15 protein-coding genes are annotated in these 22,712 nt (G+C 68.2%); 9 read left to right on the top strand and 6 right to left on the bottom strand.

Annotated features, from left to right (window positions below; all coding sequences use genetic code 11):
- Positions 1-50: 50 nt before the first annotated feature.
- Both QY917_RS08710 and QY917_RS08705 read right to left on the bottom strand, forming a co-directional pair.
- Positions 51-1,952: a phosphodiesterase gene (locus tag QY917_RS08710; RefSeq protein WP_123675987.1), complete on the bottom strand. Its 1,902-nt coding sequence runs from the start codon at positions 1,950-1,952 to the stop codon at positions 51-53.
- 222 nt (positions 1,953-2,174) lie between these two features.
- Positions 2,175-3,197, bottom strand: coding sequence for a porin (locus QY917_RS08705; protein ID WP_088886342.1), 1,023 nt, complete (start codon positions 3,195-3,197; stop codon positions 2,175-2,177).
- 255 nt (positions 3,198-3,452) lie between these two features.
- On the opposite strand from QY917_RS08705, the gene QY917_RS08700 reads away from it, so the two are divergent.
- Complete coding sequence (locus tag QY917_RS08700) at positions 3,453-4,076, top strand: Crp/Fnr family transcriptional regulator (protein WP_047351073.1); 624 nt, start codon at positions 3,453-3,455, stop codon at positions 4,074-4,076.
- Positions 4,077-4,326: 250 nt separating this feature from the next.
- Positions 4,327-6,429 (top strand): diguanylate cyclase, encoded by a 2,103-nt coding sequence (locus QY917_RS08695; protein WP_123675988.1) that lies wholly within the window; start codon positions 4,327-4,329, stop codon positions 6,427-6,429.
- 35 nt (positions 6,430-6,464) lie between these two features.
- Here QY917_RS08695 and xdhB read toward each other — a convergent pair whose 3' ends face one another.
- Together xdhB and xdhA are read right to left on the bottom strand one after the other, a co-directional pair.
- Positions 6,465-8,780 (bottom strand): xanthine dehydrogenase molybdopterin binding subunit, encoded by a 2,316-nt coding sequence (xdhB, locus tag QY917_RS08690; protein WP_302079271.1) that lies wholly within the window; start codon positions 8,778-8,780, stop codon positions 6,465-6,467.
- 71 nt (positions 8,781-8,851) lie between these two features.
- Positions 8,852-10,375, bottom strand: coding sequence for a xanthine dehydrogenase small subunit (gene xdhA, locus QY917_RS08685; RefSeq protein ID WP_123675990.1), 1,524 nt, complete (start codon positions 10,373-10,375; stop codon positions 8,852-8,854).
- A 180-nt stretch (positions 10,376-10,555) separates the two neighbouring features.
- Between xdhA and QY917_RS08680 the strand changes: the two genes are divergently transcribed.
- The 7 genes from QY917_RS08680 (at position 10,556) to QY917_RS08650 (ending at position 20,380) form a co-directional block, all read left to right on the top strand.
- Positions 10,556-12,157, top strand: coding sequence for an ABC transporter ATP-binding protein (locus tag QY917_RS08680; RefSeq protein WP_123675991.1), 1,602 nt, complete (start codon positions 10,556-10,558; stop codon positions 12,155-12,157).
- Complete coding sequence (locus QY917_RS08675) at positions 12,144-13,217, top strand: ABC transporter permease (protein ID WP_123675992.1); 1,074 nt, start codon at positions 12,144-12,146, stop codon at positions 13,215-13,217. Before QY917_RS08680 ends, QY917_RS08675 begins: the two co-directional genes overlap by 14 nt.
- The gene (locus tag QY917_RS08670) at positions 13,217-14,137 is read left to right on the top strand and encodes an ABC transporter permease (protein ID WP_015913827.1); all 921 of its coding nucleotides are present in this window, start codon (positions 13,217-13,219) and stop codon (positions 14,135-14,137) included. The genes QY917_RS08675 and QY917_RS08670 overlap by 1 nt, the downstream gene beginning before the upstream one ends.
- A 30-nt stretch (positions 14,138-14,167) precedes the next feature.
- Positions 14,168-15,316 carry a BMP family ABC transporter substrate-binding protein gene (locus QY917_RS08665; RefSeq protein WP_123675993.1) on the top strand — a complete coding sequence of 383 codons (1,149 nt, stop codon included), beginning with the start codon at positions 14,168-14,170 and terminating at the stop codon, positions 15,314-15,316.
- 84 nt (positions 15,317-15,400) lie between these two features.
- Entirely contained in the window at positions 15,401-16,555 is a 1,155-nt protein-coding gene (locus tag QY917_RS08660; RefSeq protein WP_123675994.1) for a BMP family ABC transporter substrate-binding protein, read from the top strand.
- A 204-nt stretch (positions 16,556-16,759) separates the two neighbouring features.
- Positions 16,760-17,812, top strand: a complete 1,053-nt coding sequence (locus QY917_RS08655) for an adenosine deaminase (protein WP_015913824.1) — start codon at positions 16,760-16,762, stop codon at positions 17,810-17,812.
- 123 nt (positions 17,813-17,935) lie between these two features.
- Positions 17,936-20,380, top strand: a complete 2,445-nt coding sequence (locus tag QY917_RS08650; RefSeq protein WP_123675995.1) for a penicillin acylase family protein — start codon at positions 17,936-17,938, stop codon at positions 20,378-20,380.
- A gap of 108 nt (positions 20,381-20,488) precedes the next feature.
- On the opposite strand, the gene kynA is transcribed toward QY917_RS08650, so the two are convergent.
- Together kynA and kynU are read right to left on the bottom strand one after the other, a co-directional pair.
- Entirely contained in the window at positions 20,489-21,358 is an 870-nt protein-coding gene (gene kynA / locus QY917_RS08645) for a tryptophan 2,3-dioxygenase (RefSeq protein WP_088886351.1), read from the bottom strand.
- A gap of 2 nt (positions 21,359-21,360) precedes the next feature.
- A complete protein-coding gene (kynU, locus tag QY917_RS08640; RefSeq protein ID WP_123675996.1) occupies positions 21,361-22,674 on the bottom strand; it encodes a kynureninase in 1,314 nt (437 codons plus the stop codon).
- Positions 22,675-22,712 lie beyond the last annotated feature (38 nt).

Below are 22,712 nucleotides of genomic sequence, written 5' to 3'. Positions count from 1 at the left end.
TTGGCCGCGGATGGGGATGCGGCGACCCTGTCGCGCTGGAGTGTAAGGACCTAGTGCGCGCCGGCCCGGGCCCGCGGCGCGGCGCGCGCCGCATCGATGGTCGTCAAGGGCGATTGCAGGCAGACCAGCCCGCCTGGGCCGGCGTCGCGCCAGGCGATGCCCGCGTGCGACTGCTTGGCATCGCGCTTGGCCAGCGCCGCGAGGTTGGCCACCTCTTCGGCATGCTCCATGCTGCCCGGCGGCACGCGTACCGCGCCGATCGACAGCGTGGTGCAGCGAAAGAACCGGTTCACGCCATGCCGGTCCTCGGCCCAGATGCCGCCTTCTTGGCGCGCAGATTCATCGAACAGGGCGATGGCCTCGCGCGCGAACGAGTCCACGATGCGCTGGCAGCGCGCCAGCCAGTCGCTGCTCTGGAACAGCAGCATGAAGTCGTCACCGCCCACATGGCCCACGAAGTCGGCCCGCGGGTCGCAGTGCGTCAGCGCCAGCCGCGCCACCAGGCGGATCATCTGGTCGCCGCGCCAATAGCCGTAGTGGTCGTTGAAGGGCTTGAAGTGGTTCAGGTCGGCGTAGCAGGCGACGAAGGCCGCGCGGTTGTCCAGCAGGCGCTGCATGTGCAGGCTGATGGGGATGTTGCCGGGCAGGAAGGTGAGGGGGTTGGCGTGGCGCGCGGCCTCGATGCGCGCTTCGGTCACGCCGCGCACCAGTTGCTCGCCGGTGCCCAGGCCCGCGTAGCGCCCGTTGTCGGTGACGATGAAACCGTCGTTGAGGTAGCGCTGGTCCTGCGAGGTGAGGATGCCCACCAGATGCTCCACGTCGCAGTCCATCTCCACCACGCGCGGCGACGTACTGGCGAACGCCATGCAGGGTTTGCGGCCGTGCACCTCGCGAAAGTACAGCGTGGCGTAGTGGTTCATGAACTCCTGGCGGTTGATGAGCGCCACGGGGCGTTCGCCCTCCAGCACCGCAATGGCGTGCAGATCGCCATGCGTGCGAAACAGCTCGGCCACCGCGTCGTTGCTGGTGCAGGGCGTGACGGTGGGCGCCTGCGCCATGAGCAGGTTGCGCAGGATGCCAGGGCGTATGGGCTGGCCGCCGTGCGGCAGCACGGCCACGCGGCGGTCCCGCAGCACGGACAGCGCGGGCGGCTCTATCGCCAGGCGAGCGGTACGCGCGGGCCGGCCCAGCAGGTAGCCCTGGCCGTAGGAAATATCGAGGTCGCGCAGCGCGCGCAGCTCGTCGCTGGTCTCGATGCCTTCGGCCACCAGCGTGGTGCCGAACACTTCGGCAATGCCGCGGATCGCCTGCAGCATCTGCAGCTTCTCGGGGTGCTGGCCGATATCGCGCGTGAAGTACTTGTCGATCTTCACGAAGTCGGGGCGCACCTCCGACCACAGGCGCAGGCTGGAATGGCCGTCGCCGAAGTCGTCCAGCGCCAGGCGCATGCCACTGGCGTGCACCTGGCGCAGTGCGTCGCGCAGCGGCACCAGGTCGTGCACGCGCTCGTGCTCGGTGATCTCCAGCACCACCATGTGCGGCGACACGCCCAGCCGACGCACCACGTGGGCCAGAGGCTCCGCGCCGCACAGCCCGACGCCCCAGACCAGCGCGTCGGCGCTGATGTTCACGAACAGCCGGCCCGGCGTGGCCTGCTGGCCCCATTGGGTGAGTGCCTGCGCGACGCACAGCAGTTCGAAGTCGTGCAGCAGGTCTTCGGCGCGTGCCTGGGCCAGCAAGGCGTCGGGCGACTGCAGAGGCGAGTTTTCCGGGCCGCGGATCAGGGCCTCGTGTGAATAGATGTTCCCCTCGCGCAGGTCGGCCAGGGGCTGGAATACGCAGTGCAGCCCACCCGCGCGCAGCAGCCGCGCCAGCGGCCCTTCGCCCCGCCGCACCCTGGGTGACAGCGAAGGCAGCAGTGCGCGCAGAGACAGCCGCGGAGCATCAGGCATCGGTAGCAATTGGTAACTGTTAAAAGGGGAGCGTAGGCCTTCCGGGTGACAAGCCCGTGACGCGCATGCGCCTGGCAAGGGCGATGGCTGGTATTGAATTGATAGCTGCCGGCGCTCTTTTCGTAAGCGCCAGGGCCACTTTTCATTGGTATTTGCAGGCGAAAAAAAAGCACGCGGCGCCATGCGCCGCGTGCCGTGCAGTGGCCGACAGGGCCTGCTTCGTCAGAACCGGTGGCGGATACCCACGCCGAAGCTGTTGCCCGTGGACTGGTTGGTGATCTTGTCGTTCATGTACATCGCGTACACGTCCGTGCGCTTGGACAGGTTGTAGTCATAGCCCAGCGTGAAGGTCTTGCGGTCCAGGTCCGAGTCCGTCAGCTCGGTCTTGACCCAGGAAGCCAACAGGCTGCCGCCGCCCAGCGGGGCCGATGCGCCGACCTGCATCGTCTTGGCCTTGCCGGGGCTGTTGTCGGCCTTGGTCTGGCCGTAGCTCAGGTACGGCTTCACGACGTTGAAATCGTAGGCTGCGGCCAGCATCCAGTCCTTCTTGGTCGTGCCCAGGTAGGTGCCCTGGCCGGGGTTGCTGATCTGGTCGCGCTCGTAGTAGCCAGTCAGCGTCAGCGGGCCGCCGAAGTAGAAGAAATTAGCGCCGACGTTCTTCTTGCCGTTATCGCCCGGCAGTTCGCCGAACTGGTACTGCAGGTTGGCCTTGAAGCCGCCGATGTCGGGCGTGCTGTAGGCGATCTGGTTGCTCCAGCCTGTGTCGGACGGGGTGGTGGCCTGCCAGCCGGAGGCGTTGAACAGCGGCACGTTCTTGTGCAGGATCAGCGGCGAGAACGTGAACGAGTCGCCCAGCGGGTTGCCCACCACGGACGGCAGGAAGTTGGGTGCCATCCAGCGGCCCAGCAGCACGGAGCCAAAACTGCCCGACAGGCTCACGTTGGCGTCGCGCGAGAAAAACGTATCGCCCGGAAAGCGGCCCTGGGTGCCGGCATCCACCTGGATGAACGAGGTGAGCTGGAAGTTGGCCTTCAAGCCGCCGCCCAGGTCTTCGGAGCCGGTGAAGCCGAACCACGAGGTGGTCATGCCACCGCTATTGACCACCGAGCGGCGGTCGGCGTCGCCGGCCATCTTCATGGAGCCGACGTAGACGTCGGTCAGACCCGAAAGCGTGACGGAGGTTTGGGCGTGCGCCGTGGCCGCGCACAGCGTGGCGGCGGCAATAGCGATCAAATGGCGGTACATGGGTTCTCCTCTGTAGGGCGGGGATGCGCGGCTGGCGCAGGGGTTGTTATGACGGTTTCGGGTCAGGCAGCGATTGTGGTCAAGCAAACATCATGCCGCCAGCCTTTTTCGTGTTTTTGCAACACTGCGAACGCAAGTTGTTGCGCCCGGACCCGCCGGAACGGCGCGTGAGGCGGCCCGGCACGCCGGCGGTTGCACGTCCACTTTTGATTTCGCTCAAAGCAGGACGGGCGGTGCGCCGGCACAGTGGCGGTCATGTTCCCCCTACCGTCCTCCGACCAGTCCGCACAGATCGAGGTGGCCACCGCGGGCGAGGTGCTGCGTGAGCGCCACCAACAACCTGCGTCCGTGCTCTACCTTGACAGTGGCCGCGTGCTGCTGGGCGTGCGCGAGGACGGCGTGATGCGCCACCAGCTTGGTGTGGTCGAAGGGCCGTTCTGGCTCGACGCCGCCACCGCGCTGCTGGAACAGCCCTGCGCCGTGGACATGGTGGCGGACACCCGCGTGCAGTTGCGCCGGCTACCGCTGGAGGACTTCAAGCGCACCTTTGATGAGTTGCCCGTGGGCGCACAGGCGCTGCTGCGCGACATGGCCACCGGTTACTGCCAACAGACGGAACTGGCCGTGAGCCGCCTGGCCCAGGACGCCGAAGCCCGCTGCGCCCAGTGGCTGCTGCGCCATGCGCAAAACAGTGAAGACGGCGGCTTGCGCGTCACGCTGCACCAGCGCAAGCGCCTGATTGCGGCGCAGTTGGGCATTGCGCCCGAGACGCTCTCGCGTGTGCTGCGCCATCTGCGCGAGCACGGCCTGATCGCTGGCACGGGCAACGTGCTGAGCCTGCCGCAGCCCCGCGCGCTGCAGATGGTGGCCGGCGCCTGAGCACACGCTGGGCACTCCGCCCGATGGGGCCGCTGCGGCGGCCCTTTTGCATCCAGTTGTTACCACTCTCTACCTGAAGGCCTGAGGCGTCAGGGTTTTTCCCGCGCCGTCCCAGGGTTCCACCCAGTCTGGAGCTGGGGGTGCCTGCGTATATTGGTTCGGGCCTCTGGTGAGGCTGCAGCCCCCCTATGACCATGGTTCGCGCCTTCCTCGATCCTCTCGTTTCGGGCGCTTCGAACGCGGAGCGCCCATGACACCGCCCGAGCATGTTGCCGCGTGGGAAGACGTGGCGCCCGAGCGGGAGCCTGAAGGCTTCGCATGGCTGCCCGGTCCGCTGGTGGGCAAGCTGCTCGCGGTGGCGGCGCTGGCCATCGTGCTCTCCGCAATGCTCACCGTGTGGGTGCTGTCGCGCGCCGCGGGCCAGGAGGTCATGCAGCGCCTGGTCAGCCAGCAGAACGACGAGGTGGAACTGGTGGCGCGGTTGCTGGCCAGCAAGATCGAGCAGAGCCAGAAGGTGCTTGCCACCGTGGCCGAGGGCATTACCCCCGAACTGTTGGAGTCCCCCGCATCGCTGGAGTGGCTGCTGCAGCAGGGCCTGCCGGCCGTGCGCTTCTTCGACGCCATCCAGGTTGCGCGCAAGGACGGCAACCTCGCCATCAACCTGCGCTATGGCAAGCTGGAAAAGGCCTCGGGTCTGGACCCGGGCGAGCGCGATTACCTCGTGCGCACACTGCTGGACGGCAAGCCGCTGGTGTCGGGCCTCATTGGCGCCACGCCGGCCGAGGCGCGCGTGATGTTCACCATGCCGCTGCTGCGGGGGGAGGGGCGCGTCATCGGGGCCGTGGCGGGCGTGCTGCGGCTGCAATCGCAGGGACTGCTGCCACATTCCCTGGCGCTGCCCGCACGCAGCGATTCGCAGCTGGTGGTGTTCACGCGCGATGGGGTGATCCTGGCGCACCCCAATATGGAGCGCGTGCTGGGCCAGGTGGCCGACGAGCCCGGCCTGGGCGAGGCCTATGCGCGCTGGCGCCGCGCGGACGATGCCCCGCTGGCCGGGCGCGCGCAAACCACCGTGCAGGCGGACCACGTGGTGAGCTTGGCCAGCGTGCCCATGCCGCAATGGGTGGTGGCCCGGGTGAGCGCTTCGCAGGCCGTGCTGGCGCCAATGCAGGGTGTCCAGCGCCGGGCCTGGGCGCTCGCGGCCGCGGCCACGGCGCTGGTGGCCCTGCTGGCGCTGGGCGCCATGCTGTGGATCGCGCGCCCGCTGATCCTGCTGCGCCAGCGTGCCCGAGCGCTGACGGACGCGGAGGCCGCTGGTGCGCCGGCGAGCGGGTCCGCCGGGTATGACGGCCCATGGCCGCACAGCCCTGGCGAGGTGGACGATGTGGTGCGCGTCTGCACCCGGCTGTTGGAACACCGGCGGCTGCAACAGCGTGGGTCGGAGGCGTCGGCGCGCCAGTTGCGTGCGGTGCTGGCGCACGTGCCGTTGGGCATCGTCGTCAGCCGCGACGAGCAGGTGGAGGTCGTCAGCCAGCAGGCCGGCCGCATGCTGGGCTATGCGCCGGCGCAGCTCCAGGGGCGCCGGCTGACGGATCTGCTGGCCTCACCGCCCGGCGCAGCGGATGTGGCACAGCAGGTGCGTGCGCGGTTTGCGGCCCACGGCAGCTTCGATGGCGAACTGCCGCTGCTGCGCAAGGACGGCAGCACGCTGTGGGTGCGGGCGCAGGGGCAACTGGTGGAGCCCGGCGTGCCGTCCAGCGGCCTGGTGTGGACGCTGGAAGACTTCACTGCGGAGCGTGCAGCGCGCCAGCAGCAGTCCTGGGAGCGCGCCCACGACCCCTTGACCCAACTGCTCAACCGCGCGGAGTTTGAGTTGCGCCTGCAGATGTTGCTGGACGCGCGTGCTGCGCGGGGCCCGCGGGGTGTGCCGGAGGAAGACGGCGGGGTGCTGCTGTTCATGGACCTGGACCATTTCACCGTGGTCAACGACGTTGCCGGCCATGATGCGGGCGATGACGTACTGCGCCATCTGGCACGTCTGCTCGAATCGGAAGTGCGGCACAACGGCTGGGCTGCGCGCGTGGGCGGCGACGAGTTCGCCATCGTGCTGCCGGGCAGCTCCTTGGCGCGCGGGCAGGCCGTGGCCGAGCAGTTGCGCGCCGCCGTGCAGGCGTGGGAGCCCGCATATGGCGGGCGCAGCTTCACCCTGGGCCTGAGCGTGGGGCTGGTCCCGCTGGCGCCCGGTGCGCACGGTGTGGCGGCGCTGCTCTATGCCGCCGACATGGCCTGTTACCAGGCCAAGCGCGCCGGGCGCAACCGCATCGCCGTAGGCAGCGTGCAGGTACCGGCCTGAACGGCTCGGCTGGCATGGCCGCACACGGCGGCGGGTTACTCCAGCCGCCCGATCGCGCGCAGCACGTTCTCTGCCGTGGCGGGCGCGGTCAGTTGCACGGGCGCGCGCGCATCGGCGCCGCCGTCCCCCCGGGCCGCAGCGATTGCATTGCGCAGTGCTTCGTACACGCTGATGGCCAGCATGAACGGGGGCTCGCCCACGGCCTTGCTGCCGCCCACGTTGTCCTCGCGGTTGGGCTGGTGCCAGAGCTGCACGCGCAGGTGCTCGGGCACGTCGCCCGTGGCGGGGATCTTGTAGGTGCTGGGGGCGTGCGTGGCCAGGCGTCCTTCGTCGTTCCACACCAGTTGCTCAGTGGTAAGCCACCCCATGCCCTGCACGAAACCGCCCTCGATCTGGCCGAGGTCGATGGCCGGGTTGATGCTGTGGCCCACGTCGTGCAGGATGTCCACGGCCAGCACGCGGCTCTCGCCGGTGTGGGTGTCGATGGCCACCTCGGTGCAGGCGGCGCCATAGGCGAAGTAGTAGAAGGGCCGGCCGGTGAGCGTGGTCTTGTCGTAGTGGATCTTGGGCGTGCGGTAAAAGCCGTCGCTCCACAGCTGGATGCGGTTGGCGTAGGCCTCCTTCACCACGTCCTCCCAGCGCCGCGTGCGCTTGGGAGATATGACCTGCCCACCCGCGAAGCGGATGGCGCCCGCGCCGCAGCCGTCCAGCCCGCAGACGAACGCCGCCAGGTTGTCGCGCACATGGCGCGCCGCGAACTGCGCGGCGCGGCCGTTCAGGTCGGTGCCGCTGCTGGCAGCGGTGGCGCTGGCGTTGGGCACCTTGGCAGTGTCGCTGGCGGTGACCAGCACGCGGGAGAGGGGCACGCCCAGCTCATCGGCCACGATCTGCGCCACCTTGGTGTGCAGGCCCTGGCCCATCTCGGTGCCACCGTGGTTCACCTGCACGCTGCCGTCGGTGTACACGTGCACCAGAGCTCCAGCTTGGTTGAACAGCGTGGCCGTGAAGCTGATGCCGAACTTCACCGGCGTCAGGCCCAAACCGCGCTTGAGCACGGGGTTCGCGGCGTTCCATGCCGAAACGGCCTCCTGCCGTTGCCTGTAGAGCGCGGACTGCTCCAATTGCGGTAGCAAATCGTGCAGGATGTTGTCCTCCACGGTCATCTGGTAGTGGGTCACGTTGCGCTCGTGCAGCCCGTAGAGGTTGGCCATGCGCACGTCCAGCGCGTCCCGGCCCAGGGCGCGGGCGATGTCGCCCAGAATGGTTTCGATGGCGATCACCCCCTGCGGTCCGCCAAAGCCGCGGAACGCGGTATGGCTCTGGGTGTGCGTCTTGCAGCGGTACGAGGCGATCTCCACATGTTCCAGGAAGTACGCGTTGTCGCAGTGGAACACCGCGCGGTCGGCTACGGGGCCCGAAAGATCGGCGCTGAAGCCGCAGTTGGCGGCCATCATCAGTTTGAGGCCGGTGATGCGCCCGGCGTCGTCAAAGCCCACGTCCCATTCGTAGGCGAAGGGATGGCGCTTGCCGGTGACCATGAAGTCGTCGTCGCGGTCCAGGCGCAGCTTGACTGGCCGGCCGAACTTGTGCGCCGCCAGCGCCGCCCACACGGCCAGGTGGCCGGCCTGCGTTTCCTTGCCGCCAAAGCCGCCGCCCATGCGCCGGCACTCCACGCGCACCGCGTGGCTGTCGATGCCCAGCGCATGCGCCACCCAGTGCTGCACCTCGCCGGGGTGCTGGGTGCTGGAGTGGATCAGCCACTGCCCCTGTTCCTGCGGCAGGGCATAGGCGATCTGGCCCTCCAGATAGAAATGCTCCTGCCCGCCGACTTCCAGACGCCCCTGCAGGCGGTGCGGCGCCTGCGCCAGCGCCTGGGCCGCGTCGCCCCGGCGTACGTGCACGGGCGGTAGAACATAGCTCTCGGCGGCCAAGGCGTCCCGTACGGTGAGGATGGCGGGCAGGGCGGTGATGCTCAGCTTCACCTGCCGCGCCGCGCGCCGCGCCTGCATGACCGACTCGGCCACCACCAGGCCGATCACCTGGCCGATGTGTTGCACCGTAGCCTGCGCGAACACCGGCTCATCATGGGCGAACGCCGCCAGTACCGGATCGCCCGGAATGTCCTGTGCCAGCACCACGCCGTGCACGCCCGCGAGCTGCAGCGCGGCTTGCGTGTCCACGCTTTCCAGCCGCCCGTGCGCCACGGTGCTGAGGATGGGGGCGGCGTAGAGCGTGCCCTTTACCTCGGGCAGGTCGTCGATGTAGTGGGCGCTGCCCGCCACCTGTGCGCGTGCGCTCTCGTGCGCGTGGGGCTGACCCATGGCGGGCTGGCCCATCGCGGGCTGGGTCATGGCCGGTGGGTTGCCAGCGGCCGCGCGGCCAACGGGCGTGCGCGCAGTGGGAGCGTGGTCGTCATCGCGCTTCATGGCGTGGCCTCCAGCGTCAGGGGTTGCAGGCGCTCCAGCGCTGGGGTCTCCGCACCGCCGCGGGTCTCGCGCCAAAAGCGGCGCACCAGCGCGCCTAGCACTTCACGGCGATAGGCGCCGCTCGCGCGCATGTCACTGATGGGGTTGAATTCGGCCTGCAGCACGGCGGCGGCGCGCTCCGCCGTTGCGGCGGTCCAGGGCTGGCCGGTCAGCGCAGCCTCGGTCTGGCGGGCGCGTGCTGGGGTGGCGGCCACGCCGCCCGCGCCGATGCGCGCCTGGGTGATGGTCTGCCCTTCGATGCGCAGCTGGATGGCCAGGCACACGGCAGAGATGTCGTCGTCGAAGCGCTTGGAGACCTTGTAGGCCGCCAGCCGCTGGTCCGCCAGCCCCTGGTCCGGCGTGGGCAGAGGTAGGTGGATGAAGGTGAGCAGCTCGTCTGCCGCCAACTGGTTCTGCCGGTAGCCGGTGTAGAAATCCTCCAGCGGCATGCGCCGGCTGCCGCGCGTGCTGGCCAGCTCCACCTGCGCCCCCAGCGCGATCAGCAGCGGCATCGAGTCCCCAATGGGCGAGCCGTTGGCCACGTTGCCCCCCAGCGTGCCGCTGTTGCGTACCGGCAGGCCCGCAAAGCGCGCGGCAAAGCGGTGCAGTTGCGGCCAGCGGGCCTGTAGCGCAGAGAAGGCATCGGTGAGCGATACGGCCGCGCCCAGCGTGAGCTGGCCGTCGTGCTCGGCCACGCCGGTCAGTTCCGCGGCGCGCGTCACGTCCAACAGGCGCGGGAAGCGGCGGTGCTGCTTGGTGATCCACAGGCCCAGGTCGGTGGCGCCGGCCACCAGTTGCGCGTCGGGGTGGGCGGCGCGCGCGGCCAGCAGATCAGGGAGTGTGGCGGGCGAGATATAAGAGAAATCGGCCTCTAGCGCTTGCGGGGTAAGCGCGAGTAGCTCCAATTGTTGTAGCAATGCGGTTTCATCCACCTGCACGCGCGGCAGTTGCTGCATCTGCTGCGCGGCATCCAGGATGGGGCGGTAGCCCGTGCAGCGGCACAGGTTGCCCGACAGCGCCTCGGCCGCCTGTGTGCGCGTGATGCCTCGGTTCTGGCAGACCTCGTTCTGGTACAGGCCGAACAGGCTCATGGCAAAACCCGGCGTGCAAAACCCGCACTGCGAGCCGTGGCATTGGACCAGCGCCTCCTGCACGGGATGCAGTGCGCTGCCCTTTGGGTCGGACGCGGGCCGGATCAGCGGGTCGTGCGCCAGGTCCTCCACCGTCCACAGCGCCATGCCGTCGATGGAATGGGCCAGGCGGATGCAGCTGTTGACGGCCTGGTAGTGCATGCGGCCCTGGCGCGCCTCGCCCAGCACCACGGTGCAGGCGCCGCAGTCGCCTTCGCCGCAGCCCTCCTTGGTGCCGGTGGCGCCCAGGTCCTCGCGCAGAATCTCCAGCAGGGTGCGGTCGGGCGCGATGCCGTGCAGCTGCACGGCTCGGCCGCGGCGGATGAAGCGTAAGGGGCGGGGCGTTGTCATGTACCCAAGGGTATGCCGCAGGCGCCGGCTTGACCATAGGGCGGTACACATAACCCCGCCGGCGTGGTTGGTGGCCGACGGTTTGCTATAAGAAAAGTAGCTGCTGGCGCCCGGTGGGTCGGCGCCGCATGCTGTTTTGATTCCAGGCAGCCGTCCAAAAAACTAGGAGACAATCGCAGGATGAATCCCTCACCCTCTTCTGCCCCCGCCACCGGCGCGCCGCGGCTGCAGCTGACGGGCATCACCAAGCGATACCCGGCCGTGGTGGCCAACGATGGCGTATCGCTCACGGTGCAGCCCGGCGAGGTGCATGCGGTGCTGGGCGAGAACGGCGCCGGCAAGTCCACGCTGATGAAGATCATCTACGGCGCCGTGAAGCCCGACGAGGGCCAGATGCTGTTCGACGGCCGCCCGGTGCAGGTGCGCAATCCGCAGGAGGCGCGCCAGCTGGGCATTGCCATGGTGTTCCAGCATTTCAGCCTGTTCGACACCCTGACCGTGGCCGAGAACGTCTGGCTGGGCCAGGACAAGAGCGTGCCGCTGGCCGAGGTGGAGCGCCGCATCCGTGCCACGGCCTCCGAGTACGGCCTGGGTATCGACCCACTGCGGCCCGTGCACACGCTCTCCGTGGGCGAGATGCAGCGCGTGGAGATCATCCGCGCGCTGCTTACGTCCCCGAAGCTGCTGATCCTGGACGAACCCACCTCGGTGCTCACGCCGCAGGCGGTGGACAAGCTCTTCGTGGTACTCAAGCAATTGGCCAGCGAGGGCTGCAGCATCCTGTACATCAGCCACAAGCTGCATGAAATCCGCGCGCTGTGCACGGCCTGCACGGTGATGCGCGGCGGGGTGGTCACCGGCATGTGCGACCCTTCGCAGGAGTCCAACGCGTCGCTGTCGCGCATGATGATCGGCGCCGAGCCGCCGGCCCTGGCGCACCGTGAGGTGACCACGGGCGGGGTGGTGCTGCGCGCCAGTTCCTTGAGCCTGCCGGCGGCCGACCCCTTCGGCGTGCCGCTCATCGACATCGACCTGGAGGTGCGTGCGGGCGAGGTGGTGGGCATTGCCGGCATCTCGGGCAATGGGCAGAAAGAGTTGCTCTACGCCCTGTCGGGCGAGGACCAGCGCGCCGCGCCCGCCATGGTGCAGGTGGCGGGGCCGCAGGGGCTGGTGCCCGTCGGCCGCATGAACCCGCGCCAGCGCCGCGCGCTGGGCCTGCACTTCGTGCCCGAAGAGCGCCTGGGCCGCGGCGCCGTGCCCAGCATGGGGCTGGCGCACAACCTGCTGCTGACCCGCACCGATGCGGTGGGCGCTTTCGGCTGGCTGCGCATGGGGCAACTGCAGGCGCAGGCGCGCGCCATCATCGCGCGCTTTCAGGTCAAGGCGGGCGGGCCGAATGCGGCGGCCAAGTCGCTGTCGGGCGGCAACCTGCAGAAATTCATCGTGGGGCGCGAGATCGACGCCGGCCCGCGTCTGCTCATCGTCTCGCAGCCCACCTGGGGCGTGGACGTGGGCGCGGCCGCGCAGATCCGCGGCGAGATATTGAAGCTGCGCGACCAGGGCTGTGCCGTGCTGGTGCTCAGCGAGGAGTTGGACGAATTGTTCGAAATCTGTGACCGGCTGCACGTGTTGGCCAAGGGGCATCTGTCGCCGTCCGTGCCACGCGCCGAGGCGACGGTGGAGCGCATCGGCGAATGGATGAGCGGCCTGTGGCACGCCGAGGTGCAGGCGCACCTGCGCGCGACCAGCGCACCCGAGGAGGCCGGCCATGCTCAAGCTTGAGGCGCGCCCCGAGGCGTCGCGCCTGTTCGTTTTTGGCTCGCCGCTGCTTGCGCTGGCGATCACGGTGCTGATCGGCGTACTGCTGTTTGCGGCCCTGGGCAAGGACCCGGTGCGCGGGCTGCAGGTGTTCTTCTGGGAGCCCATCAAGTCGCCCTATGCGTTGGGCGAATTGGCGGTGAAAGCCACCCCGTTGCTGCTCATCGCGCTGGGACTGGCAGTGTGTTTTCGCTCCAATGTCTGGAACATTGGCGCGGAGGGGCAGTTCGTGATCGGCGCCGTGGCTGCGGGCGGCGTGGCACTGCTGGCCGACAAGGCCACCGGTCCGTGGATCGTGCCTGCCATCCTGGTTGCCGGAGTGCTGGGAGGCATGGCGTGGGCGGGCATCACGGCGCTGCTGCGCGACCGCTTCAATGCCAACGAGATCCTGGTCAGCCTGATGCTGGTGTACGTGGCGACGCTGGCGCTGGGCTATCTGGTGTACGGCCCCTGGAAGGACCCGATGGGCTTCAACTTCCCGCAGACCAAGATGTTCGAGCCCGTCACGCAGATGCCCAAGCTGTTCACGGGGTCGCGCGTGACCATCGGGCTGCCGCTGGCGCTGCTGGGTGCGGCGCTGCTGTGGGTGTTTCTGTTCCGCATGCGCGCGGGCTTCGCGCTGCAGGTGGGCGGGCTGGCGCCGGCGGCGGCGCGCTACGCGGGCTTTTCGTCGCGGCGCGCGCTGTGGACGGCGCTGCTGATCTCCGGCGGCCTGGCGGGCCTGGCGGGGGCGCTGGAAGTGGCCGGACCCATCGGCCAGCTCACGCCGTATGTCCCGGCGGGCTATGGCTTTGCGGCCATCATCGTGGCCTTCGTAGGGCGGCTGCATCCGGTGGGCATGGTGCTGTCGGCGCTGCTGATGAGCATGTTCTACATCGGCGGCGAACTGGCGCAGTCGCGCATGGGGTTGCCAAAGTCGCTCACGGGCGTGTTCCAGGGCCTGCTGCTGTTCACGCTGCTGGCGTGTGACACCTTGATTGCCTACCGCGTGCGGTGGGTGGGTGCCAGGGGAGGGCGCGCGTGATGGAATCGTACGCATTGCTGCTGGGCAGCACGCTGAGCGCCGGCACGGTGCTGGCCATCGCCGCGCTGGGCCTGCTGATCAACGAGAAGGCCGGCATCGTCAACCTGGGGGCCGAGGGCATGATGCTGTGCGCGGCCATCGCCGCGTTTGCCACCGTGGTGCACACGGGCAGCTTCACGCTGGGGCTGCTCGCGGGCATGGCGGCCGGCGCGGTGCTGGCGGCGCTGTTCGGCGTGCTGGTGATCTGGTTCAACACCAACCAGTACGCCACCGGCCTGGCCCTGAGCCTGTTTGGCGTGGGCTTCTCGGCCTTCGTGGGCATCGGCTATGTGCAGGCCAAGCTGCCGGACACGCCCAAGTTCGCCTGGCCGGTGTTGGGCGATCTGCCGGTGGTGGGCCAGGCGCTGTTCAGGCTGCACCCGCTGGTCTATCTGACCGTGGTGCTGGTGGCGCTCATGGTGTGGTTCCTCTACCGCACGCGCGCCGGCCTGGTGCTGCGCTCGGTCGGCGAGTCGCCCGAATCCGCCCACGCGCTGGGCTACCCCGTGCGCGGCATTCGCCTGGGAGCCGTGGCGGCGGGCGGTGCGCTGTGCGGGCTGGCGGGCGCCTACATCTCCACCGTGTATACGCCGCTGTGGGTGGAGGGCATGGTGGCCGGGCGCGGCTGGATCGCGCTGGCGCTGACCACTTTCGCCACCTGGCGGCCCGCGCGCGTGCTGCTGGGCGCCTACCTGTTCGGCGGCGTGACCATGCTGCAGTTCCACCTGCAGGCCACGGGCGTGCAGGTGGCCAGCCAGTTGCTGTCCATGCTGCCCTACGTGGCGACCATCGTGGTGCTGGTCCTCATTTCGCGCAACCCGGCCTGGATTCGTGCGAACATGCCGGCCGCGCTCGGAAAGCCGTTCCATCCGGGCAGCTGACCCCGTTTTCCATCCATAAAACCCATCGCAATGAACGTACTGAACAAACGATCCCTTTTAAAGGCTGTGGCCCTGTCGGCTGTGGCCCTCGCCACGCTGGCGGCCTGCGGCAAGAAGGAAGAGGCGCCTGCCGCCGCACTGGCACCGGCCGCCGCCCCCGCGGCCGACAAGCTGAAGATCGGTTTCATGTACGTGAGCCCCATCGGCGATGGCGGCTGGACCTACCAGCATGAGCTGGGCCGCAAGGCGATCCAGGAGAAGTTCGGCGACCGCATCGAGACCTCGTTCGTCGAGAGCGTGCCCGAGAGCGCCGACGCCGAGCGCGTGATGCGCGACATGGCAGGCCAGGGCAACAAGCTGATCTTTGCCACGAGCTTCGGCTACCAGGAGTTCGTGCAGAAAGTTGCGGCCGACCTGAAGGACGTGAAGTTCGAGCACGCCACTGGCTACAAACAGGCCGACAACGTCGCCACCTACGACACCAAGACCTTCGAAGGCGCGTACCTCGCGGGCATCGTGGCGGGCGGCATGAGCAAGACCAAGACCGTGGGGGTGGTGGCCTCGGTGCCGATCCCCGAAGTGGTGCGCAACATCAACAGCTTCGTGCTGGGCGCGCAGAGCGTGGACCCGTCGATCAAGGCCAAGGTGGTGTGGGTCAATGAATGGTTCAGCCCGCCCAAGGAGGCAGAGGCCGCCGCATCGTTGCTCAACGGCGGCGTGGACGTGATGTACCAGAACACCAACTCGCCGGCCGTGCTCAAGGCGGCAGAGGAGCGCGGCGCGCGCGCCTTCGGCAAGGACGGCGACATGAGCGCCTATGCGCCCAAGGCGCACCTGGGCTCGGCTGTGATCGACTGGACGCCCTACTACACCAAGGTGGTCGAGGACACGCTGGCCGGCAAGTGGCAGGGCGGCGCGCACTGGTGGGGTGTGAAGGAGGGGGCGATCGACCTCTTGAAGATTGCTGACGACGTGCCGCAGGAGATCAAGGACCGCGTGGCCAAGGCCAAGGCAGGCATGCAGGACGGCAGCTTTGCCGTCTGGACCGGCCCCATCAAGGACAACGCTGGCAAGGAAGTGCTGGCCGCCGGCACGGTGGGCGACCTGAAGTTCCTCTCCGGCATCAATTTCTACGTGGCCGGCGTGGAGGGCAAGGTGCCCGGCACCGACGGCAAGTGACAAACACGGGCGCGCCCCTCAAGATGGGCGCGCCTTTTGCTTTGAAACCTGGGTCCGCTTTCACATTCCGACGAAAGAAAAACCATGACTGATCTGCGCAAACGTTCCCTGTTCCAGATGGCTGCACTGACGGCCGTCGCCGCCACCGCTTTGGTGGCCTGCGGCAAGAAGGAGGAGCCGGCTCCGGCGGCCCCCGCGCCGGCTGCGGCACCAGCGGCTGCGGCCGGCCCGCTGAAGATCGCCTTCGCTTACGTGGGACCTGTGGGCGATGGCGGCTGGTCCTACGCGCATGACCAGGCGCGCAAGAAGCTGGAGGCCGAGTTCGGCGACAAGATCCAGACGTCGTACGTGGAAAGCGTGCCCGAAGGCCCAGACGCCGAGCGCGTGCTGCGCGACATGGTCACGCAGGGCAACAAGCTGATCTTCGGCACCACGTTCGGCTACATGGACGTGATCCAGAAGCTGGGCGCCGAGTTCAAGGACGTGAAGTTCGAGCACGCCACCGGCTACAAGACCAGCGACAACACGCGCATCTACGACAGCCGCACCTACGAGGGCGCGTACCTCGCGGGCATCATCGCGGGCGCCATGACCAAGACCAATACGCTGGGCGTGGTGGGCTCGGTGCCGATTCCCGAGGTGATCCGCAACATCAACAGCTTCACGCTGGGCGCGCAGAGCGTGAACCCGCAGATCAAGACCAAGGTGGTTTGGGTCAACGAGTGGTTCAGCCCGCCGAAGGAGACCGAAGCCGCTACTTCGCTGATCAATGGCGGCGCCGACGTGCTGTTCCAGAACACCGACTCGCCCGCCGTTCTCAAGACCGCCCAGGAAAAGGGCAAGCGCGCCTTCGGCTGGGACAGCGACATGACAGCGTACGGCCCCAAGGCCCACCTGGCGTCGGCCGTCATCAACTGGGCTCCGTACTACACCAAGGCCACCAAGGACGTGCTGGAAGGCACCTGGACCACCGGCCAGCACTGGTGGGGTGTGAAGGAAGGCGCGATCGACCTCGTCTCCATCGCCGAGGACGTGCCCGCCGAGGCCAAGGCCAAGGTCGATGCGGCCAAGAACGGCCTGAAGGATGGCAGCTTCGTGATCTGGAAGGGCCCCATCGTGGACAACGCGGGCAAGACCGTCCTCGACCAGGGCGCAGTGGCTGATGACAAATTCCTCACCAGCATCAGCTTCTACGTCAAGGGCGTGGAGGGCCAGGTGCCCGGCGGCGACAAGAAATAAGCGGCCATTGCCGCACCAGGCGGCTTTCTTTGCGGAGATCGTCCGCCCGGTACAACGAGCCACCCTTCGGGGTGGCTTTTTTGTCGGTATGGCCATGCCCGCCGTTGCGGGCCGGGAGGTGTTGCACATGGGCGCCGACAAGGCATCATCGCCCTACCGCCGCGATGTCCCGTAGGTTGCGGCCTCATTTTTTGGAGCCTGCCGATGTTCAAGGTCCCGCCCATTCCCGCCGAACGCCTGCCCGGCCTGCTGAGGGCCATGCCCAAGGCCGAACTGCACATCCACATCGAGGGCTCGCTCGAGCCCGAGATGATCTTCGCGCTGGCACAACGCAACGGTGTGCCGCTGCCCTACGCCAGCGTGGAAGAACTGCGCCGTGCCTACGCCTTCACCGATCTGCAGAGCTTCCTGGACATCTATTACGCAGGCGCCAGCGTGCTGCTGCATGAGCAGGATTTTTACGATATGGCCCGCGCCTATCTTGCGCGAGCAGCTATGGATAACGTAGCGCATGCGGAAATCTTCTTCGACCCGCAGACGCACACCGCGCGGGGCGTGCACATCGAGACCGTGATCAACGGGCTGCACCGTGCCTGCGCGGACGCGCGCAGCAGCCACGGCCTGTCTGCGTCGCTCATCCTGTGCTTTCTGCGGCACCTGAGCGAGGAGGATGCCCTCGCCACGCTGGAGCAGGCCCTGCCGCTGCTGGACCGCATCGTCGGCGTGGGGCTGGACAGTAGCGAGCGAGGCCACCCGCCCGAGAAGTTCGCCCGTGTGTTCGAGCGCTGCCGCGCCCTGGGTCTGCATGTGGTGGCCCATGCGGGTGAAGAGGGTCCGCCGGCCTATATTTGGAGCGCGCTGGACGTGCTGCAGGCCGAGCGTATCGACCACGGCGTGCAGGCCGTTCACGACCCAGCGCTGATGCGCCGACTGGCCGATGAGCGCATACCGCTCACCGTGTGCCCCTTGTCCAACCTGAAGCTGTGCGTGTTCCCGCGCCTGGCCGATCACAACCTGCTGCAGCTGCTGGAGGCGGGGCTGGCGGTGACCGTGAACTCCGACGATCCCGCGTACTTCGGCGGTTACGTCAACGACAACTTCACGCAGCTCTTCGCGGCGGTGCCGGCGCTCACGGCGCGCCATGCCTACCAGTTGGCCTGGAACAGCTTCGAGGCCAGCTTTGCCGCCGAAGCCGACAAGCGCGCATGGCACCACCGGCTCAAGGAGTGCTTCGAGCAGTTCACGGAGAACGACTGAGGCACCGCGGGGCGTGTCGCTCGCGCGCAGCCGGGTGCTAGGCATTCCGCTGCGTTGCGTCTATCCTGCGTTGGCCCGGGCCGGGGGACCGGCAGGGGTGCACCACAACAAAGGAGACAACGCATGCAAGAGAGAGTGACTCGTGCTGCGGCGCCACGCGCGCTGTTGGCGACGGCGGTCCTGGCCCTGCTGGCCGGCTGCGGGGGCAACGACGATGCGGACGACGCGCCGCTGGCGTACCAGGCGGAGATCCGCCGCACCGCGATGGGCGTGCCGCACATCAAGGCCTCCAACTGGGCCGGCGGTGGCTTCGGTATGGGGTATGTCCAGGCGCAGGACAACCTGTGCACGCTGGCGGATGCCTTCCTCACCTACCGGGGCGAGCGCTCGCGCTACTTTGGCGGCAGCGCACAGCTGGTCTACAACAGCACCATCGGACGCCCGCGCAACATCGACTCGGACTTCTTCCACCGCCATGTGATCTCCGCCGACGTGGTGCAGAAGATGGCCGCGGCGCAGCCCGAGAATCTGCGGCAGATGGTCGAGGGCTTCGTGGCCGGTTACAACCAGTACGTGGACGTTGCCAAGAAAGGGACGGCCCACGCCGCCTGCCGCAGCGAGGCATGGGTGCAGCCCATCACGCAGGAGGACGTCTGGCGCCGCATGTACGCGGCCAACCTGGCGGGGGGGTACAGCAATTTCGTGGAGGCCATCGCCAATGCCGTCGCCCCTGCCGCAGCCAAGGCCGGCGCGGCGCAAGACGCGCAGACCGCCCCCTCCCTGGACCAGCGCCTGACCACACCTCCCGCCCTGCAGGTGGGCGGTGACGCGGGCATCGGCAGCAACATGTATGGCTTTGCGCCGGCGGCCACGGGCGAGTCCAGCGGCGTGATGTTCGGCAACCCCCACTGGTACTGGAAGGGGCCGGACCGGTTCTACCAGGCCCAGGTCACGATCGCCAATCAGGTGAACGTCAGCGGCGTCGGATTCCTGGGCGTGCCGCTGGTGCTGATCGGCTTCAACGACAACGTCGCCTGGAGCCACACGGTCTCCACGGCGCGGCGCTTCGGCTTCTTCCAGCTGCAGTTGCAGTCGGGTGACCCCACCACCTACCTGCGTGACGGCCAGCCGGTCAAGATGGCGCCGCGCAGCATCACCGTGTCCAGCCGCAATGCCGACGGCACGTTGAGCGATGTGACGCGCACGCTGTACACCTCCGAGTACGGGCCGTTGGTCAACCTGGCGGGGCTCAACCCCGCTCTGGCCTGGAGCCAGAGTACGGCCTTCGCCATCCGTGACATCAACGGCGAGAACTTCCGCACCTTCCGCAACTGGATGCGCTGGAACCAGGCGCGTTCGCTGGAAGAGTTCATGGCCATCCAGAAGGAAGAGTCCGCGATTCCATGGGTCAACACGGTGGCCATGGGGCGTGGCAGCGCGCGGGTCTGGTACGCGGACATCGGCGCGGTGCCCAACGTGTCGCCCGAGCAGGTGGCCGCGTGCACCACGCCGTTCGGCGCGGCCGTGGGCGCGGCGCTGCCCAACGTGCCGTTCTTCGACGGCTCGCGCAGCGCCTGCGACTGGCAGACCGATGCGGACTCCAAGCAAAAGGGCGCCATCGGCCCGTCGCGCATGCCCAGCCTGTTGCGCGAGGACTATGTGGGCAACATGAACGACAGCTACTGGCTGTCCAACGCGAATGCCCCGCTCACGGGATACCCGGCCATCTTCGGTCCCGCGGGCACGGCGGCGTTGACGCTGCGCACGCGCCTGGGCCACACCATGGCCCTGGAGCGGCTGGCCGGCACCGACGGCTACGCCGGCAACAAGGCCAGCGCCGCCATCGTGCGCGACATGGTGCTGAACAGCCGCGTGTTCTCGGCCGAGCGGTTCAAGGACGAGATCCTGACGCTGATCTGCACGCCCTCGCAATGGATGGTGAACGGTGCCACGGTGGACGCCACGCAGGCCTGCGCCACGCTGCGTGCGTGGGACAACCGCGGGAACAAGGAGTCCCGGGGCTCCCATCTGTGGGACGAGTTCTGGACCCGCGTGCCCACCACGGGGTTGTACTCGGTGCCCTTTGACGCGGCCGACCCGCTGAATACCCCGCGCGGGATCAACGTGGCCGCCGTGACCGCGCTGCGCCAGGCCATGGCCACGGCCATCAGCCGCGTGGGGCAGAGCGGGTTTGCGCTGGATGCACCGCGCGGCGAAGTGCTGTTTGCCACGAAGGGCGGTGCCAAATTGCCGCTGTACGGCGGCTGTGGCGGCGTGGGCTACTTCACCATCACCTGTTCCGAGAACGACATCACGGCGGGCGGCTACAGCATGGACGGGCAGCCGCATGGCAACTCATACATGCAGGTGGTGAGCTTCCCCTCCAGCGGCGTGCAGGCCCACACCTTCCTGACGTTCTCGCTGTCCGACGATCCGGCGTCGCCGCATTTTGGCGACTACACCAAGGCCTACAGCGCCAAGCAGTGGGTGCGCATGCCGTTCTCGGAGTCTGAGATCACGGGCCACCCGGACTACCGGACGACCACCGTCTCCGCCAGCGCCAAGTAACGGCGCGCAACGGCGCGCCGGTGCCATGCGCACCGGCCGGGACGACCCTCCGTGCAAAGGCCCCGCCATGCGGGGCCTTTGTTCATGGAGCGGCGGGGAGGCGGCAGTTCACAGCGCGGTGCGCAGCCGCCAGATCTCGGGGAACAGCACCACGTCCAGCATCTTGCGCAGGTAGCTCACGCCGCCGGTGCCGCCGGTGCCGCGCTTGAAGCCAATTACGCGTTCCACCGTGGTCACGTGGCGAAAGCGCCAGAGGCGGAAGGCGTCCTCCAGGTCGGTGAGCTCCTCGCCCAGCTGGTACAGGTCCCAATACCTTTGTGGATCGCGGTACACGGTCAGCCAGGCCTGTTCCACGGCTTCGCTGGCCTCGTAGGGCTGGCGCCAGTCGCGCTCGGTATGGCTGGCCGGCACGGGCAGGCCGCGGCGCGCCAGCAGGCGCAGTGCTTCGTCGTAGAGCGAGGGCGCCTCGTAGGCCGCCTGTACCTGGGCCAGGCGCTCGGGGTGGTGGGCATGGGGCTGCAGCATGGCGCGGTTCTTGTTGCCCATGGCGAACTCGATGCACCGGTATTGGTAGCTTTGGAAACCGCTGGACTGGCCCAGGTACGGGCGCATGGCGGTGTACTCGGGCGGCGTCATGGTGGCCAGCACATCCCAGGCGTGCACCAGCTGCTCGAGGATCTTGGACACGCGCGCCAGCATCTTGAAAGCGGGCGGCAACTCGTCACGCGCGATATGGGCGATGGCCGCGTGCAGCTCATGCAGCATGAGCTTCATCCACAGCTCGCTGGTCTGGTGCTGCACGATGAACAGCATCTCGTCGTGCGCGGGCGACAGGGGCTTTTGCGCGCCCAGCACGCTGTCCAGCTGCAGGTAGTCGCCATAGCTCATGCTGTGGCTGAAGTCGAGCTGTGCGCCCTCCTGGCGCACGATGGCTTCGGTGGCGCCGGAGGATGCGCTGGGGTGGTGGGGGCAGGTCATGGTCAGGTCACGGCGTTGAGGTGGTTGAACTCGGGCTTGCGCCATTCGCCGGATTCCAGCACCTGGCGCAGGTGCTGCACGGCATTCCACACGTCTTCAAATCCGACATACAGCGGCGTGAAGCCAAAGCGCAGGATGTCCAGGTGCTTGCCGCCGTCGCCCTTGCGGAAGTCGCCGACCACGCCGCGCGCGATCAGGGCCTGCACGATGGCGTAGGCCCCGCTGCCGACGCCCTGAACGCCCAGGCCCTCGCCGCGTGTCAGACACACCTGCGAGCCGCGCGCCGCATGATCGCGCGGCGTCGCCAGTTCCAGGCCGTGGCCGGCGCAGTGCTCCTCGACCAGCGCGATGAACAGATCGGTCAGTGCGAGCGACTTGGCGCGCAGCGCCGCCATGCCGCCCAGAGGCTCGGCGGCGGTAAAGATGTCCAGCCCGCACTGCAGGGCCGACAGGCTCACGATGGGCTGCGTGCCGCAGAGGTAGCGTGCGATACCCGGTGCGGGCTGGTAGTCGGGCGTGAAGGCGAAGGGTGCGGCATGGCCGAACCAGCCCGACAGCGGCTGCGCAAATGTCGCACCCGGGCGGTCCGCCAGGCGCGGGTGCACCCACACGAAGGCGGGCGCGCCAGGGCCGCCATTCAGGTACTTGTAGCTGCAGCCCACCGCATAGTCGGCATTCGCGTCCAGCAGGTGCACGGGCACGGCGCCCGCGCTGTGGCACAGGTCCCAGACGCACAGAATGCCGTGGGCGTGCGCCTGCGCGGTCACGGCGGCCATGTCGTGCATGGCGCCGGTGCGGTAGTTCACGTGGGTGAGCAGCAGGACGGCGACCTGGGGCGTCAGCTGCGTGGCGATTTCCTCGGGCTCCACCAGCACCAACTCCAGTCCGTACTCCTGGCACACGGACTGGGCGATGTACAGGTCGGTGGGGAAGTTGCTGCGCTCGCTGACGAGCTGGGTGCGACCGGGATGGTCCGCGCGGGCCACGCGCGCGGCAGCCGACAGCACCTTGTACAGGTTGACCGAGGTGGTGTCGGTGAACACCACCTGGTCCGGCCCTGCACCGATCCAGGGGGCGAACTGGTTGCCCAGGCGCTGCGGCAGGCTGACCCAGCCAGCCTTGTTCCACGAGGTGATGAGATCCTGTCCCCATTCCTGCTGCACTACTTGGGCCACGCGCGCCAGCGTGGCGCGGGGCAGAGCGCCCAGGGAATTGCCGTCCAGGTAGATCACGCCCTCGGGCAGGCTGAAATGGTCGCGCAGGCTGCGCAGCGGGTCCTGCGCATCGCGTGTGCGGCACTCTTGCAAGGTAGTCATGTGGTTTTTGCTATTAATAAAGTAGCTGTTAGCGCTTA

The organism is Diaphorobacter sp. C33 (assembly GCF_030503915.1).
Taxonomy (GTDB): domain Bacteria; phylum Pseudomonadota; class Gammaproteobacteria; order Burkholderiales; family Burkholderiaceae_C; genus Diaphorobacter; species Diaphorobacter nitroreducens.
The sequence above is the reverse complement of the archived record's forward strand: the minus strand, read 5'-3'. Positions and strand labels throughout refer to the sequence as shown.